Consider the following 14292-nt stretch of genomic DNA (forward strand, 5'->3'; position numbering starts at 1 on the left):
CGAAGGTGCGGACGGTCTGCTCGTACTGCGGGGTGGGCTGCGGCATGGTCCTCGACGTCGGCAGGGGGCCGGACGGGCGGCGTGCGGTGCTGAAGGCGGCCGGTGACAAGGAGCATCCCGCGAACTTCGGCCGGCTGTGCACCAAGGGCGCGACCACCGCGGACATGCTGGCCGCTCCGGGGCGGCTGACCACGGCCCTCATGCGGCCCGCGCGGGGGGAGGAGCCGGAGCCGGCCGCCGTGGACGCGGCGATCGCGGAGACGGCGCGGCGGCTGCGGGCCGTCGTCGATGAGCACGGGCCGGACGCGGTCGCCCTGTATGTGTCCGGGCAGATGAGCCTCGAGGCGCAGTACCTGGCGAACAAGCTGGCCAAGGGGTTCCTCCGGACCAACCAGATCGAGTCGAACTCCCGGCTGTGCATGGCCAGCGCCGGAACCGGCTACAAGCTGTCCCTCGGCGCCGACGGGCCGCCCGGCTCGTACCAGGACTTCGACAGGGCGGACGTCTTCTTCGTCATCGGCTCCAACATGGCCGACTGCCACCCGATCCTCTTCCTGCGCATGATGGACCGGGTGAAGGCGGGTGCGAAGCTGATCGTCGTCGATCCGCGGCGCACCGCCACCGCCGCCAAGGCCGATCTGTTTCTCCAGATCAAGCCGGGTACGGACCTGGCACTGCTCAACGGTCTGCTGCACCTGCTGCATGCGAACGGCCACACCGACCCCGAGTTCATCGTCGCGCATACCGAGGGCTGGGAGGCGATGCCCGACTTCCTCGACGACTATCCGCCCGCCGCCGTCGCGGAGATCACCGGGATCCCGGAGGACGACATCCGCGAGGCCGCCCGGCTGATCGGCGAGGCGGGGGAGTGGATGAGCTGCTGGACGATGGGGCTCAACCAGTCCACACACGGCACCTGGAACACCAACGGCCTGATCAACCTGCATCTCGCCACCGGCGCGATCTGCCGCCCCGGCAGCGGGCCCTTCTCCCTGACCGGGCAGCCCAACGCCATGGGCGGCCGCGAGATGGGGTACATGGGGCCGGGGCTCCCGGGGCAGCGCTCGGTTCTCGTCGACGACGAGCGCGCGTTCGCCGAGGAGCTGTGGGGGCTGCCGGCGGGCACGGTCAGGGCGGACGGTGTCGGCAAGGGCACGGTCGAGATGTTCCAGAAGATGGCCGAGGGCGAGATCAAGGCGTGCTGGATCATCTGCACCAACCCGGTCGCCTCCGTCGCCAACCGCAGGACGGTCATCGAGGGCCTGGAGGCCGCCGAGTTCGTCGTCACCCAGGACGTCTTCGCCGAGACCGAGACCAACGCGTACGCCGATGTCGTCCTGCCCGGCGCCCTGTGGACCGAGGCCGAGGGCGTGCTCATCAACAGCGAGCGCGACCTCACCCTCGCCCAGCCGGCCGCCGACCCGCCCGGTGAGGCGATGGCCGACTGGCGGATCATCGCCGCGGTCGCCCGTGGGATGGGGTTCGAGCAGGGGTTCTCGTACGACAGCGCCGAGGAGGTCTTCGAGGAGATCAAGCGGGCCTGGAACCCCAAGACCGGCTACGACCTGCGCGGTGTGAGCTACGAGCGGCTGCGGACCACCCCGGTGCAGTGGCCGGCGGCGCGTGCGGACGGGCCCGACCGCAACCCCATCCGGTACGTCGGCGAGGACGGTGCGCCGACCTTCCCCACCCCGAGCGGCCGCGCCGTCTTCCACGCCCGCCCGCACATCCCGGCCGCCGAGATGCCGGACGACGACTACCCGTACGTCCTGAACACCGGCCGCCTCCAGCACCAGTGGCACACCCTGACCAAGACCGCCAAGGTGCCCAAGCTGAACAAGCTCAACCCCGGCCCCTTCGTGGAGGTGCACCCGCGGGACGCGGCCGGTCTTGGCATCGCCGACGGGGATTCGGTGGAGGTCGCCTCGCGGCGCGGGCGCGCCGTGCTGCCCGCGGTCGTCACCGACCGGGTGCGGCCGGGGGCCTGCTTCGCGCCGTTCCACTGGAACGACCTGTTCGGGGAGTATCTGAGCGTCAACGCGGTGACCAGTGACGCCGTCGATCCGCTGTCCTTCCAGCCCGAGCTGAAGGTGTGTGCCGTCTCGTTGGCGAAGGTGCCCACGCCGGTTGCGGTGAAGGTCCCTGTGGCGGTGGCGAACCCCGCCCCGGGCGAGGGTCCGGCCGCCGCCTTCGGCCTGGAGCCCGCCGCGCCGCCGGTGCTGGCCGAGCACGAACGGCGGTATCTGGTGGGCTTCCTGGCCGGGATCCCGTCCGGCGCCCCCGGCGTTCCCGTGCTGCCCCTGGACGCCCCGTTCACCCGCGAGCACACCCTGTGGGTCAACGGCGTGCTCGCCGGGATGTACTCCCGTACCCCCACGGCCCCCCGGCAGCGCTCGGCCGAGGCGGCCAAGGCGACCAAGGTGACCGACGCGACCCCGGGGCGCCAGGTGGTGATCCTCTGGGCCTCGCAGACCGGGAACGCCGAGGAGTTCGCGGCCGCCACCGCCGCGCGGCTTGCCGCGGGCGGCCACACCGCGTCCCTGGTCGCGATGGACGAGGCCGACCCCGCCGCCCTGCCCGCCGGCGTCGATCTGCTGCTGATCACCAGCACCTTCGGCGACGGCGACGCCCCCGACAACGGGGCGGGCTTCTGGGACACCCTGGCCGCGCCCGACGCCCTGCGCCTGGAGGGCCGGCGCTACGCCGTCCTCGCCTTCGGGGACTCCTCGTACGACGACTTCTGCGGGCACGGCCGCCGCCTGGACCGGCGCATGGACGAGCTGGGCGCGGTGCGGCTGGCGCCGCGCGCGGACTGCGAGCCGGACTATGAGACGGCGGCCCACGCCTGGCTCGACGGGGTGCTCACCGCCCTGCGGGCCGCCCCGGAACCGGCGGCCCCCGCGGCGCGGCAGGCCCCGCGCGCCAAGCGCCTCGCCCCGGTCACCGCCCGCCTTGCGGGGAACCGGCTGCTCAGCCGACCGGGTTCCGACAAGGAGGTCCGCCAGTTCACCTTCGACACCCGCGACAGCGAGGAGCCCCTCGACTACGAGGCGGGCGACGCGCTCGGCGTGCGGCCGCTCAACTCCCCTGACCTCGTGGCGGAGTGGCTGGCCCTCACCGGCCTGGACACGGACGCCGCCGTGGACGTCGACGGCGCGGGGGAGGTCTCCTTCGGCGAGGGCCTGTCCCGCCACCTGGACATCACCCGCGTCACCCCCGAGCTGCTGCGCTTCGCCGCCGAACGCGCCCGCGACCCGCACCGGTTGAAGCGGCTGCTGCGCCCGGACAACAAGGGCGAGCTGGCGAAGTGGTCCTGGGGCCGGCAGGCCGTGGACGTGGTCGCCGAGTTCGGCATACGGGCCGACGCGCGGGAGTGGGCCGGGGTCCTGGGCCGCCTCCAGCCGCGCCTGTACTCCATATCCTCCAGCCCGCTGACCGACCCCCATCTGGTGTCGCTGACGGTCTCCGTGGTCCGGTACGAGAATGTGCACGGACAGCCGCGCCAGGGCGTCTGCTCGCCCTTCCTCGCCGACGCCCCGACCGGCACCCCGGTGCCGGTCCACGTCCAGCGCTCGCCGTACTTCCGCCCGCCCGCCGACCCGGCGACCCCCATGGTGATGGTCGGCCCCGGCACCGGCGTGGCCCCCTTCGTCGGCTTCCTGGAGGAGCGCCGGGCGCGTGGACATCGCGCGCCCAACTGGCTGTTCTTCGGCGAGCAGCGCCGGGCCACCGACTTCTACTACGAGCGGGAGCTGACCGCCCTCCTCGCCGAGGGCGCTCTCACCCGCCTGGACACCGCCTTCTCCCGCGACCAGCGGGCCAAGATCTACGTCCAGGACCGGATGCGCGAACACGGCCCCCAGCTGTGGTCCTGGCTCCAGGACGGCGCCCACTTCTACGTCTGCGGCGACGCCTCCCGCATGGCCAAGGACGTCGACCAGGCCCTGCGGGACATCGCCGCCGTCCATGGCGGCCTGAGCGAGGCGGACGCGGCGGCGTACGTCAAACAGCTCGCCGCGGACAAGCGCTATGTGCGCGACGTCTACTGACCCCGCCCCGACAGCCGCCGTATGACGGCTCAGCGCACCCGCAGGACGTCGAGCGCCGCGAGGGCCACCTGGAGCTCTATGCGCTGCTCGCCGGATTCGAGGTCGCAGTCGAGCAGCCGCTCGATGGTGCGCAGGCGCTGGTAGACGGTCTCCCGGGACAGGCCGCCGCGGCGCGCCGCCGTGGTCTTGTTGCCCGCCGCGTCCAGGTAGTGGCGCAGGGTCGCGAGCAGGTCGGTGTGGTGCCGGGCGTCGTGGTCGATGAGCCGGCCGAGCTGCCGTTCGGCGTAGCTCTGGATGCGGGTGTCCTCGCGCAGCGCGTACAGCAGTCGGCGCAGCCCGATGTCGGACAGCTCGTGGAAGGACCTGCCCGCGGGGAGGGGCTGGCCGGGCAGGGCCGCCTCGGCCACGCGGGCCGCCTCGCGCAGCGAACGGGCGGCGTCGGAGAGGTCCGTGACCTCGGAGCCGACGCTCACCACCGCCCCCGGGTCCAGGTCCAGCGCGACGCGGCTGAGCCGTTCGACCGTGGGCCGCCACGGCCGGCCGGGGCGCAGGGCCAGCAGAAGGCCGATCCGGCCGGGGGACAGGGCGCCGACGAGCGCCGGAACGCCCGCCGTCCGGAGCTCGCAGGACAGCCGGCTCTCCGGCTCCGCGCCGTCGCCGTCGGCGCTGCTTCGCAGGTCCATGAGGACGGCGACGAAACGTCCGGCGTCGGCGGGCAGGCCCAGCGCGGCGAAGCGGGCGCGGGCGTCCTCGGGCGAGCGGTGGCGCTGCTCGGCGAGGTGGCGCAGGGCGCTGCGCTGCGCCGTGCGCTCCCAGGGGGTGGCGTGGATGAGCCGGGCGATGGTCAGCGCCATCGCCGTACGCTCCAGCACGGCCACGTCCTCGGGCCCGAAAGCGGAGGCATCGGAGTGCCCGGCGGGCAGCATGGCCACCCGGCCCCAGCGCTCCCCCTGGTACTCCACGGGGGCCACCAGCCAGCCCTCGGGCCCGAGCACCTCCGCGTGGTCGCCGGGCGGGGTCGCCCGGGAGCGCTGCTCCCAGCCGCTGAGCGCATCCTCCACCGTGGAGCCGGAGGGTTCGCAGATCAGCGCCTGGTGCACCAGGTTCTCCAGGACGACCGTGTGGCCGCTCATCTCCGCCGCCGCGCGCACCACGTCCTCCGGGCCCGCGCCGCGCAGCGTCAGCGCGGTGAACGCCTCGTGGATCCGCTGGGTCCTGCGCATCGCCTCCGCCTGGTCGCCGAGGATGCGCGCGTGGACGACCTGGGTGACCTCCAGGAAGTTGACGTCCTTCGCCAGGGTGACCAGGGGGAGGCCACGGTTCCGGCAGGCCTGGACGAGCGCGTGCGGCGGCCGGTGGTAGCGCCGGATCAGCTCGATGACCAGCGCGGCGGCCCCGATGTCGGCGAGCTCGTCCACGTATCGGCGCACCCCCGCCGCGTCCTCGGGCAGGGGCATGCCGGTGGTCAGGACGAGCTCGCCGCCCTTGAGGAAGGAGGCGGGGTCGGTCAGCTCGGTGATGTGGACCCAGCGGACCGGGCGGCCGAGTCCGGCCGCGCCGGTGACCACCCGGGGCTGCCCGGCGGCCAGGACGGGGAAGGCCAGCACGTCGGCCACGGTGAGCGGGTGGCCGACCGCGGTCGCGCCCGGGCCGTCCGCGTCCGGTGGCCCGGCCGCCCGGTGGTTCTCGCCCACGGCGCCTCCCTGCGTGTCGGGCCACTCTGACAAGCATCGCTGACCTGCGCAAGAGCGGTCGGAGGGCGGCCGAGAGGGCCGTGCGGTTGACACACTGTCCGAACGACGCGGCCGCCCTGGACAGTTCACGCGTTGTCGACGGCCGGGGCGGTGGGAATCCTCGAAGGGCCGAAGCACACACCACCACCCAGGCCGGAGACGCATATGACCGCACTGTCGCCGCACCTTCGCCAGGCCACACCCGTGGTGGCGGTCCGGGGCGAGGGCGTCCACCTCTACGGCGAGGACGGGCGCCGCTACCTCGACTTCACCGCGGGCATCGGGGTCACCAGCACCGGCCACTGTCACCCCAGCGTGGTCGCGGCCGCCCAGGAGCAGGTGGGCACGCTCGTCCACGGCCAGTACACGACGGTCATGCACCCGCCGCTGCGGCGGCTGGTCGAGAAGCTGGGCGAGGTGCTGCCGCCCGGCCTGGACAGCCTGTTCTTCACCAACTCCGGCAGCGAGGCCGTGGAGGCCGCGCTGCGGCTGGCCCGCCAGGCCACCGGCCGCCCCAACGTCCTGGTCTGCCACGGTGGTTTCCACGGCCGGACCGTGGCCGCCGCCGCCATGACCACCTCGGGCATCCGCTTCCGGTCCGGCTTCTCGCCGCTGATGAGCGGGGTGGTCGTCACCCCGTTCCCGACCGCCTACCGGTACGGCTGGGACGAGGAGACCGCCACCCGCTTCGCGCTCCGGGAGCTCGACTACACGCTCCAGACGATCTCCTCGCCCGCCGACACGGCCGCGGTCATCGTCGAGCCGGTGCTCGGCGAGGGCGGATACGTGCCCGCGACCCGCGCCTTCCTGGAGGGGCTGCGGGAGCGGGCGGACCGCCACGGCTTCCTGCTGATCCTCGACGAGGTGCAGACCGGCGTGGGCCGCACCGGACGGTTCTGGGGACACCAGCACTTCGGCGTCGTGCCGGACATTTTGGTCACCGCCAAGGGGCTGGCCAGCGGCTTCCCGCTGTCCGGCATTGCCGCCTCCGAGGAGCTGATGGCCAAGGCGTGGCCGGGCTCGCAGGGCGGCACGTACGGCGCCAACGCGGTGGCGTGCGCCGCGGCCTGCGCCACCCTCGACGTCGTGCGCGACGAGAAGCTCGTGGAGAACGCCGAGGCGATGGGGGCGCGGCTGCGCCTGGGCCTTGAGGCGGTGGCCGAGCGGACCCCGGCCATCGGGGACGTACGGGGCCTCGGGCTGATGCTGGCCGGCGAGTTCGTCACCGAGGACGGCGAGCCCGACCCCGAGACCGCCGCCCGGGTGCAGCGGGCCGCCGTGGACGAGGGGCTGCTTCTGCTGCTGTGCGGGGCCTGGAACCAGGTGGTGCGGATGATCCCGGCGCTCGTGATCGACGAGGCGGCGATTGACGAGGGCCTGCGGGCGTGGGAGAACGCGGTGGCGGTCGGCACTTCGCCGACGGGCCGTTGACGCCCGTCATCTCGCAGCACGACTCGACCCCGCTGACCCGTCAGGAGTGATTCCGTGAGCATCATCGACGACGTTCCGAAGCAGCTGTTCATCGCCGGTGCCTGGGCGGACGCCGCGGACGGCGCCACCATGCCCGTGGACGACCCCGCCACCGGGGAGATCCTCTGCCAGGTCGCCGACGCGGGCCCCAAGGACGCCCGGCTCGCGGAGGACGCGGCCGTCCAGGCGCAGCAGGAGTGGGCCCGTACGGCTCCCCGCGCCCGGAGCGAGATCCTGCGCCGCGCCTACGAGATCATCCTCTCCCGCACCGATGAACTCGCCGCCCTGATGACCTCCGAGATGGGCAAGCCGCTGGCCGAGGCGCGGGGGGAGGTGGCGTACGCGGCCGAGTTCTTCCGCTGGTTCTCCGAGGAGGCGGTGCGGATCGACGGCGGCTACGGCGTCCTGCCGGACGGCCGCAACCGCATGGTGCTGGGGCGCCGCCCGGTCGGCCCCTGCCTGCTGATCACCCCGTGGAACTTCCCGCTGGCCATGGGCACCCGCAAGATCGGCCCGGCCATCGCGGCGGGCTGCACGATGGTGCTCAAGCCCGCTCCGCAGACCCCGCTGTCCAGCCTGGCGCTGGCCGGGATCCTCAAGGAGGCCGGGCTGCCGGACGGCGTGCTGAACGTCGTCACCACCTCCCGCGCCGGAGAGGTCTGCGAGCCGCTGCTGCGCGGGGGGAGGATCCGCAAGCTGTCCTTCACCGGCTCCACGCAGGTCGGGCGGCTGCTGCTGGCCCAGTGCGCGGACGCTGTCGTACGCACCTCGATGGAGCTGGGCGGCAACGCCCCGTTCATCGTCTTCGACGACGCCGACCTGGATGTGGCCGTGGACGGCGCGATGGTGGCCAAGATGCGCAACATGGGCGAGGCGTGCACCGCCGCCAACCGCTTCTTCGTCCACCGGACGGTGGCGGAGGAGTTCGCCCGGCGCCTCGCCGACCGCATGGGCGCGCTGGTCGTGGGCCCGGGCACGCAGGACGGGGTCGACGTGGGCCCGCTGATCGACGGCGCGGGCCGCGCCAAGGTCGAGGAGCTGGTCGCCGACGCGGTGGAGCGCGGCGCCCGGGTGCTGGTCGGCGGCAGTACCCCGGAGGGGCCGGGCTGCTTCTACCCGCCGACCGTGCTCATCGACGTGGACCCCGGCAGCCGGCTGATGGCGACGGAGATCTTCGGCCCGGTGGCGGCGATCCTCACCTTCGAGGACGAGGACGAGGTGGTGCGCCGGGCCAACGACACCCCCTGGGGCCTGGTCGGCTATGTCTTCACCGAGGGCATGGACCGCGCCTTCCGGGTCGGCGAGCGGCTGGAGGTGGGCATGGTCGGGCTGAACACCGGTCTGGTGTCCAACCCGGCCGCGCCGTTCGGCGGCGTCAAGCAGTCCGGGCTGGGCCGGGAGGGCGGCCGGGTCGGGATCGAGGAGTTCCTGGAGTTCCAGTACCTGGCGGTGCCGGTGCGATGACGGCGTGCCCCGTACCGAGTTGATCGGTACGGGGCGGGCCGTGTGCGTACGCTGACTCGGCGTACGCGGGGGCGAAAGACCGTCTACATGATCGGGTAGGGTCTACTTCGCGCGCGTGAGAACCAAGCGCGCACGACGCGCCGAGCAAGGACCAAGCCGGCGCAACCCCCAAGCGCCCGGGCGGCCAAGTGCATTCTGTCCCGGCTGGTGTTGGGGAAGTACGTCTTTTTCGGGTCGCTGACCTACGGGGGCTTCATGAGTCAGGAATCCCCTTGCTTCAGTTGGCAATCCATCGCGATCATCTGACGAATCAAGGAGAAGAGAAGTGATAATTGCCCGGCGAATAGCGGCGACTGCCGCGTCCGCTGCCGTAATCCTCGGCGGCGCCGTGCTCACCGCCCCGACCGCCTCGGCGGCATCCCTGCCGAGGGCGTGCAACCTGATCGTTACGCAGACCAAGGAGGCTTCGGCGGCCGTGAACCTGCGCAGCGGCCCCGGAACGAGTTACACCTCCCTTGGACTCCTTTCCAAGGGTACCGATTTCACCGAGTACTGCACCAAGGATTACAAGTGGAGCTACGGTAAGGTCACCAGCGGGGCCAACAAGGGGAAGAAGGGCTGGGTCAAGTACTCCCTCCTCAACCCCGTCGAAAAGTGATAACTCGCGCTGCAATTCCTTCTCGCGCGCCAACTGATTTCTGAAGCCATAGCAGATTTGGTCGAATTCACGCGCGTGCCCGGGGCGGCCAGGCTCCGCTCGCCTGCGGCGAGGGGAGCCTGGCCGCCCGTAGGCCGTATGACGCGCTGATGGGCTCGCCCGCCGTCGTCGCCGGTCATTCCTCGTGGTCATTCCGCGTGCAGCGCGTCCCGTGCCGCGTCGACGAAGTCCGTGAGGGCGCTCCAGAAGGGTCGGTAGGCGGCATCGAAGTGCCCTACGGCCTCGGGGTCGTCGGACCGCATGCCCCGCAGCGCGCGGTGGAACGGGCCGGTCGCCTTCTGGAGGGCGTTCGCCGCCGCGGCGGCGCCTGGCGGCCCCTCCAGCTCCACCACGCGCACGCGCCGCCGCAGCTTTCCGTAGGCGTCGAGTTCCCGTTCGACCAGCTCGGCGAGGGTGGTGGCCCGGCGTTCGGGGTCGGCGGTCCGCTGGGCGGCGGACACCTCCCAGTACACCTCGGCCGTCTGGTGCGCGTGCTCGATCAGATCGAGGTACGCCGTGCGCCTGCCCTCGCGGAGCCGCTCCGACTGCTGGGCCCTGGCGGCGGTTTCCGCCTGGATCCGGGCGGCCCGGGTGTTGCCCCGGCTGGTGACCCAGCTGGCCAGGACGGCGGTGCCGCCGGTCAGTGCGGCGATCCAGAACGTGCTGTCAGGCAAGACCCGTGCTCCTCGGTTCGTCATGTCAGGCGGGCGGCCACCATCCCCCGATCGTAGGAAGATTAGGAAGATACGGAAGACGGAACGGTTCGGCGGTGCGGTGCGGGAGATACGTTCCGGGGCATGAGCGCATCCGGACTGCGGCCGGTCGTCACGGAGTTGAGGCTTTCGGCCTTCAAGACACACTGCCGCGCGGCCTTTCCCCTGGGGCCGCTCACCTTGATCGCCGGGCCCAGCGGAAGCGGCAAGTCCGGTGTGCTGGAGGCGTACGCGGCGCTCGCGCGCCTGGCGGGCGGCCACCGTCTGGAGGAGGTCTTCCGCGATCCCGCGGGGTATATCCCGCGGCGCGCGCGGCCGGACGGGCAGGGGCGGCGCGGCTTCCGGATCGGCTGCACGGTGGACGGCCCGGTCGGGCCGGTGCGGCTGGATGTCGCGGTGCAGGCGGAGCCCGAGCTGCGGATCGTGGGCGAGCGGATGACCGGCGCGGGGGAGACCCTGCTGGAGACGGCGCTGCGCGACCCGGGGCGGCGCCGGGTGCAGGCCGCCTGGCACACGGCGGGGGCGGTGGCGGTGACCCGGGCGCCGCTGCCCGACGACCGGCTGGCGACCTCGCTGCTGCCGCTGCGGGTGGCGGGCAACACCCAGGGGCAGCTGCTCGCGCTGGCCGCCGCCGAGCAGGTCGTCGTGGCGCTGCGGTCGGTCTTCGTGTGCGACCCGCGGCCGGAGCGGATGCGGGCGCCGGTGCCGCCGCGGGACGGGCGGCTGCGGGGCGGCTGCGAGAACCTCGCGGCGGTGCTGCGGCGCACCAGCCGGGAGTGCGGCAGCCGGCACGCGGCGCTGGTCGCGGCGGTGCGGGCGGGGTGCACCGGGCCGGTGGAGGACCTGGTCACGGAGGGCCCGGCGGGCGGGGTGGTGCGGGCGCTGCTGGCCCAGGGGGAGCTGGGGGCGATGCCCGTCGAGCGGCTGGGGGACGGCGAGCTTCGCTATATCGCGCTCGCGCTGGTGCTGCTCACCGGGCCGGGGGTGCTGGAGATGGACGCGGGGGCGGATGCGCTCTCGGCGCGGCAGGCGCTGACGGTGCTGGCCGACGGGTTCGACCGGTGCCTGGACCGGCGGCAGGCGCGGGCGCTGCTGGGGGTCGCGGCGCGGATGTGCGCACGGGGGCACATCCGGCTGGTGGGGACGGTGGCGGAGCCGCCGGTGGCGGACCTGCCGGGGGCAGGGGAGGTCACGGGGGCGACAGTGGTAAACCTGGGGTGTGAGCGAGGCACGAGAGTACCGACACCCCGATGACCCGCCCCGGGACCACCCCGCGGACGTGCCGGCGTTGCAGCGTCGGCTCGCCGCGTTCGCCGCGGCGCGCGACTGGCAGCCGTACCACACGCCCAAGAACCTGGCCACGGCGCTGAGCGTCGAGGCGTCGGAGCTGGTGGAGATCTTCCAGTGGCTGACGCCGGAGGAGTCGGCGCGGGTGATGGAGGACGAGGGGAGCGCGGCCCGGGTCGAGGACGAGGTCGCCGATGTGCTGGCGTATCTGCTCCAGTTCTGCGAGGTGTTGGGGATCGACGCGCTGGAGGCTCTCGCCGCCAAGATCGACCGCAATGAGCTCCGTTTCCCGGCCACCAAGCGGTAAAGATCTTGGATCTGTCACTCTCCGTAGTGACAAAGTTATCCATAGCGCAACTGTTGTCAACAGATTCCTGAATTCCCCTAGCTTTTCTGCCTGTTAGTCATCACTCTGGGTAGTGGAGGAGTGACGGGTGTGGGAAGTCCGTTGAGAGGGGTTCGGGTCATGGACGCTATGCGGCTGATCGGTGTCACTCGGCGCGCCCTGGCGCAGGCCGGGACCGTGCACGACATCGTGGCCGAAGCTTGGCAGATACAGGCGCTCGCGGAGGCGATCGGCAGTCGCTTCGTGGCGAGCGGCCCGGCGGCGGCGCGTGCGGAGGCGCGCGGCCTGTGCGAGGCGGGAAGCAGGGCGCGCGGCGCACTGTTCCACCCCGCGCTGCACCACCCCGCCCTGCGCGGCGGGGGCTTACGGGCGAGTCAGCTGACCGAGGTGGGAGATCCGAGGGAGGTGCTGCCGGCCCTCGGCGATCTGCTCGCGGAAGCGGGCTTCGCGCTGGTCGGCGTCGCCTCCAACACGGACGAGGAGGCGCTCTACTGGCAGTGCGTCGAGGCGATCGACGCGGCGGATGAGGCGCGGGACCGGGTGCACGGAATGCTGAGGCACCTCACGGTGCTGGAGTGGGGTGGCGCGGCATGACAGTGCAGGATGGGACGCATGGATCTGCGAATCTTCACCGAGCCCCAGCAGGGGGCGAGCTACGACACCCTGCTCACCGTCGCCAAGGCCACCGAGGACCTCGGGTTCGACGCGTTCTTCCGCTCCGACCACTACCTGAAGATGGGGGATGTCGACGGGCTGCCCGGCCCCACCGACGCGTGGATCACCCTCGCCGGGATCGCGCGCGAGACCCGGCGGATCCGGCTGGGCACCCTGATGACGGCGGCGACCTTCCGGCTGCCGGGCGTGCTCGCGATCCAGGTCGCGCAGGTGGACCAGATGTCCGGCGGGCGCGTGGAGCTGGGCCTGGGCGCGGGCTGGTACGAGGAGGAGCACCGGGCCTACGGCATCCCCTTCCCGGCGGAGAAGTTCGCCAGGCTGGAGGAGCAGCTGGCCATCGTCACCGGCCTGTGGGGCACGCCGGTCGGCGAGACGTTCAGCTATGAGGGGACGTACTACCAGCTCGCCGACTCTCCCGCGCTGCCCAGGCCCGCGCAGGGCCAGGTGCCCGTGCTGATCGGCGGCCATGGGAAGACCCGCACGCCCCGTCTCGCGGGGCAGTACGCGGACGAGTTCAATATGCCCTTCGCCTCGGCGGAGGACAGTGAGCGGCAGTTCGGGCGGGTGCGGGCGGCGGCCGAGGCGGCCGGCCGCAAGGGCGACGACCTGGTGTACTCCAACGCGCTGGTGGTCTGCGTCGGCAAGGACGACGCCGAGGTCGCCCGGCGGGCCGGCGCCATCGGGCGTCAGGTGGACGAGCTGAAGGAGAACGGCCTGGCGGGCTCGCCGGCCGAGGTCGTCGACAAGATCGGCCGCTTTGCGCAGGCCGGCTCGTCCCGGATCTACCTCCAGATTCTGGACCTCGACGACCTCGACCACCTGGAGCTGATCTCCTCCCAGGTCCAGGCCCAGCTCGGCTGAACCCCACGCAGCACCGCACTGACGCAACACCGCACCACCGCACCACCCTGAGCAAGGAGCACCTGTGATGTCTGCCCGCCGTACGTCCCTGGCCGCCGCCCTGGAGCGCGGGCCGCTCGTCCTCGACGGCGGGCTGTCCAACCAGCTGGAGGCGCAGGGCTGCGATCTCTCCGACGAGCTGTGGTCGGCCCGGCTGCTGGCCGACGACCCACAGCAGATCGAGGAGGCCCACGCCGCGTATGCGCGGGCGGGCGCACAGGTGCTGATCACCAGCAGCTACCAGGCGACCTACGAGGGGTTCGCCCGCCGGGGCGTGCCGGAGAAGGAGGCCACGGCGCTGCTGGAGCGCAGCGTGGAGCTGGCGCGCCGGGCGGCGGAGGGCGCGGGCGGCGGCACCGTCGACCGGCCGGTGTGGGTGGCCGCCTCCGTCGGGCCGTACGGGGCGATGCTGGCGGACGGCAGCGAGTACCGCGGGCGCTATGGGCTCAGCGTCGGCGAGCTGGAGGCGTTCCACCGGCCGCGTATCGAGGCGCTGGCCGCGGCCGGGCCCGATGTGCTCGCGCTGGAGACGGTGCCGGACACCGACGAGGCCGAGGCGCTGCTGCGGGCGGTCGAGGGCTGCGGGGTGCCGGTGTGGCTGTCGTACAGCATCGCGGGGGAGCACACCCGGGCCGGGCAGCCGCTGCGCGAGGCGTTCGCCCTGGCGGCGGGGAACGACCAGGTGCTGGCCGTGGGCGTCAACTGCTGCGAGCCGGGCGACGCCGACCGGGCGGTGGAGATCGCCGCCGAGGCCACCGGCAAGCCCGTGGTCGTCTATCCGAACAGCGGCGAGGAGTGGGACGCCAAGGCCCGCGGCTGGCGCGGGCGGGCCACGTTCGACCCGGCGCGGGTGAAGGCGTGGCGCGACGCGGGCGCGCGGCTCATCGGCGGCTGCTGCCGGGTGGGGCCGGACCGGATCGAGGAACTGGCGGCCGTGATGGCCGACGAGGGGAGGTGA

General features: G+C 72.9%; 11 protein-coding genes. 9 read left to right on the top strand and 2 right to left on the bottom strand.

Features of this window, described 5'->3' with window-relative positions:
* Positions 1-44 precede the first annotated feature (44 nt).
* On the top strand, positions 45-4049 hold the full coding sequence (locus ACH4S9_RS22850; protein ID WP_398373996.1) for a molybdopterin-dependent oxidoreductase: 4005 nt from the start codon (positions 45-47) through the stop codon (positions 4047-4049).
* Between the two features lie 29 nt (positions 4050-4078).
* On the opposite strand, the gene ACH4S9_RS22855 is transcribed toward ACH4S9_RS22850, so the two are convergent.
* Positions 4079-5743 (bottom strand): PucR family transcriptional regulator, encoded by a 1665-nt coding sequence (locus tag ACH4S9_RS22855; protein ID WP_398373694.1) that lies wholly within the window; start codon positions 5741-5743, stop codon positions 4079-4081.
* A gap of 204 nt (positions 5744-5947) precedes the next feature.
* Here ACH4S9_RS22855 and ACH4S9_RS22860 point away from each other — a divergent pair, with 204 nt between their 5' ends.
* The 3 genes from ACH4S9_RS22860 to ACH4S9_RS22870 all read left to right on the top strand — a co-directional run bounded on the left by ACH4S9_RS22860 (position 5948) and on the right by ACH4S9_RS22870 (position 9374).
* The gene (locus tag ACH4S9_RS22860; protein WP_398373695.1) at positions 5948-7213 is read left to right on the top strand and encodes an aspartate aminotransferase family protein; all 1266 of its coding nucleotides are present in this window, start codon (positions 5948-5950) and stop codon (positions 7211-7213) included.
* 63 nt (positions 7214-7276) lie between these two features.
* Positions 7277-8716 carry an NAD-dependent succinate-semialdehyde dehydrogenase gene (locus ACH4S9_RS22865; protein WP_398373997.1) on the top strand — a complete coding sequence of 480 codons (1440 nt, stop codon included), beginning with the start codon at positions 7277-7279 and terminating at the stop codon, positions 8714-8716.
* A 325-nt stretch (positions 8717-9041) separates the two neighbouring features.
* On the top strand, positions 9042-9374 hold the full coding sequence (locus ACH4S9_RS22870) for an SH3 domain-containing protein (RefSeq protein WP_358847327.1): 333 nt from the start codon (positions 9042-9044) through the stop codon (positions 9372-9374).
* 188 nt (positions 9375-9562) lie between these two features.
* Here the strand turns inward: ACH4S9_RS22870 and ACH4S9_RS22875 are convergent, their stop codons facing one another.
* Entirely contained in the window at positions 9563-10087 is a 525-nt protein-coding gene (locus tag ACH4S9_RS22875; RefSeq protein WP_311723729.1) for a hypothetical protein, read from the bottom strand.
* 123 nt (positions 10088-10210) lie between these two features.
* Here ACH4S9_RS22875 and ACH4S9_RS22880 point away from each other — a divergent pair, with 123 nt between their 5' ends.
* The 5 genes from ACH4S9_RS22880 to mmuM all read left to right on the top strand — a co-directional run bounded on the left by ACH4S9_RS22880 (position 10211) and on the right by mmuM (position 14292).
* Complete coding sequence (locus tag ACH4S9_RS22880; protein WP_311723728.1) at positions 10211-11380, top strand: ATP-binding protein; 1170 nt, start codon at positions 10211-10213, stop codon at positions 11378-11380.
* The gene (locus ACH4S9_RS22885) at positions 11346-11720 is read left to right on the top strand and encodes a nucleotide pyrophosphohydrolase (RefSeq protein ID WP_385346188.1); all 375 of its coding nucleotides are present in this window, start codon (positions 11346-11348) and stop codon (positions 11718-11720) included. Before ACH4S9_RS22880 ends, ACH4S9_RS22885 begins: the two co-directional genes overlap by 35 nt.
* A 159-nt stretch (positions 11721-11879) precedes the next feature.
* Positions 11880-12353, top strand: a complete 474-nt coding sequence (locus ACH4S9_RS22890; RefSeq protein WP_311723727.1) for a DUF6099 family protein — start codon at positions 11880-11882, stop codon at positions 12351-12353.
* 18 nt (positions 12354-12371) lie between these two features.
* A complete protein-coding gene (locus ACH4S9_RS22895) occupies positions 12372-13295 on the top strand; it encodes an LLM class F420-dependent oxidoreductase (RefSeq protein WP_311723726.1) in 924 nt (307 codons plus the stop codon).
* A 67-nt stretch (positions 13296-13362) separates the two neighbouring features.
* Positions 13363-14292 carry a homocysteine S-methyltransferase gene (gene mmuM / locus ACH4S9_RS22900; RefSeq protein WP_398373696.1) on the top strand — a complete coding sequence of 310 codons (930 nt, stop codon included), beginning with the start codon at positions 13363-13365 and terminating at the stop codon, positions 14290-14292.

The organism is Streptomyces sp. NPDC021225, assembly GCF_044332865.1.
GTDB lineage: Bacteria > Actinomycetota > Actinomycetes > Streptomycetales > Streptomycetaceae > Streptomyces.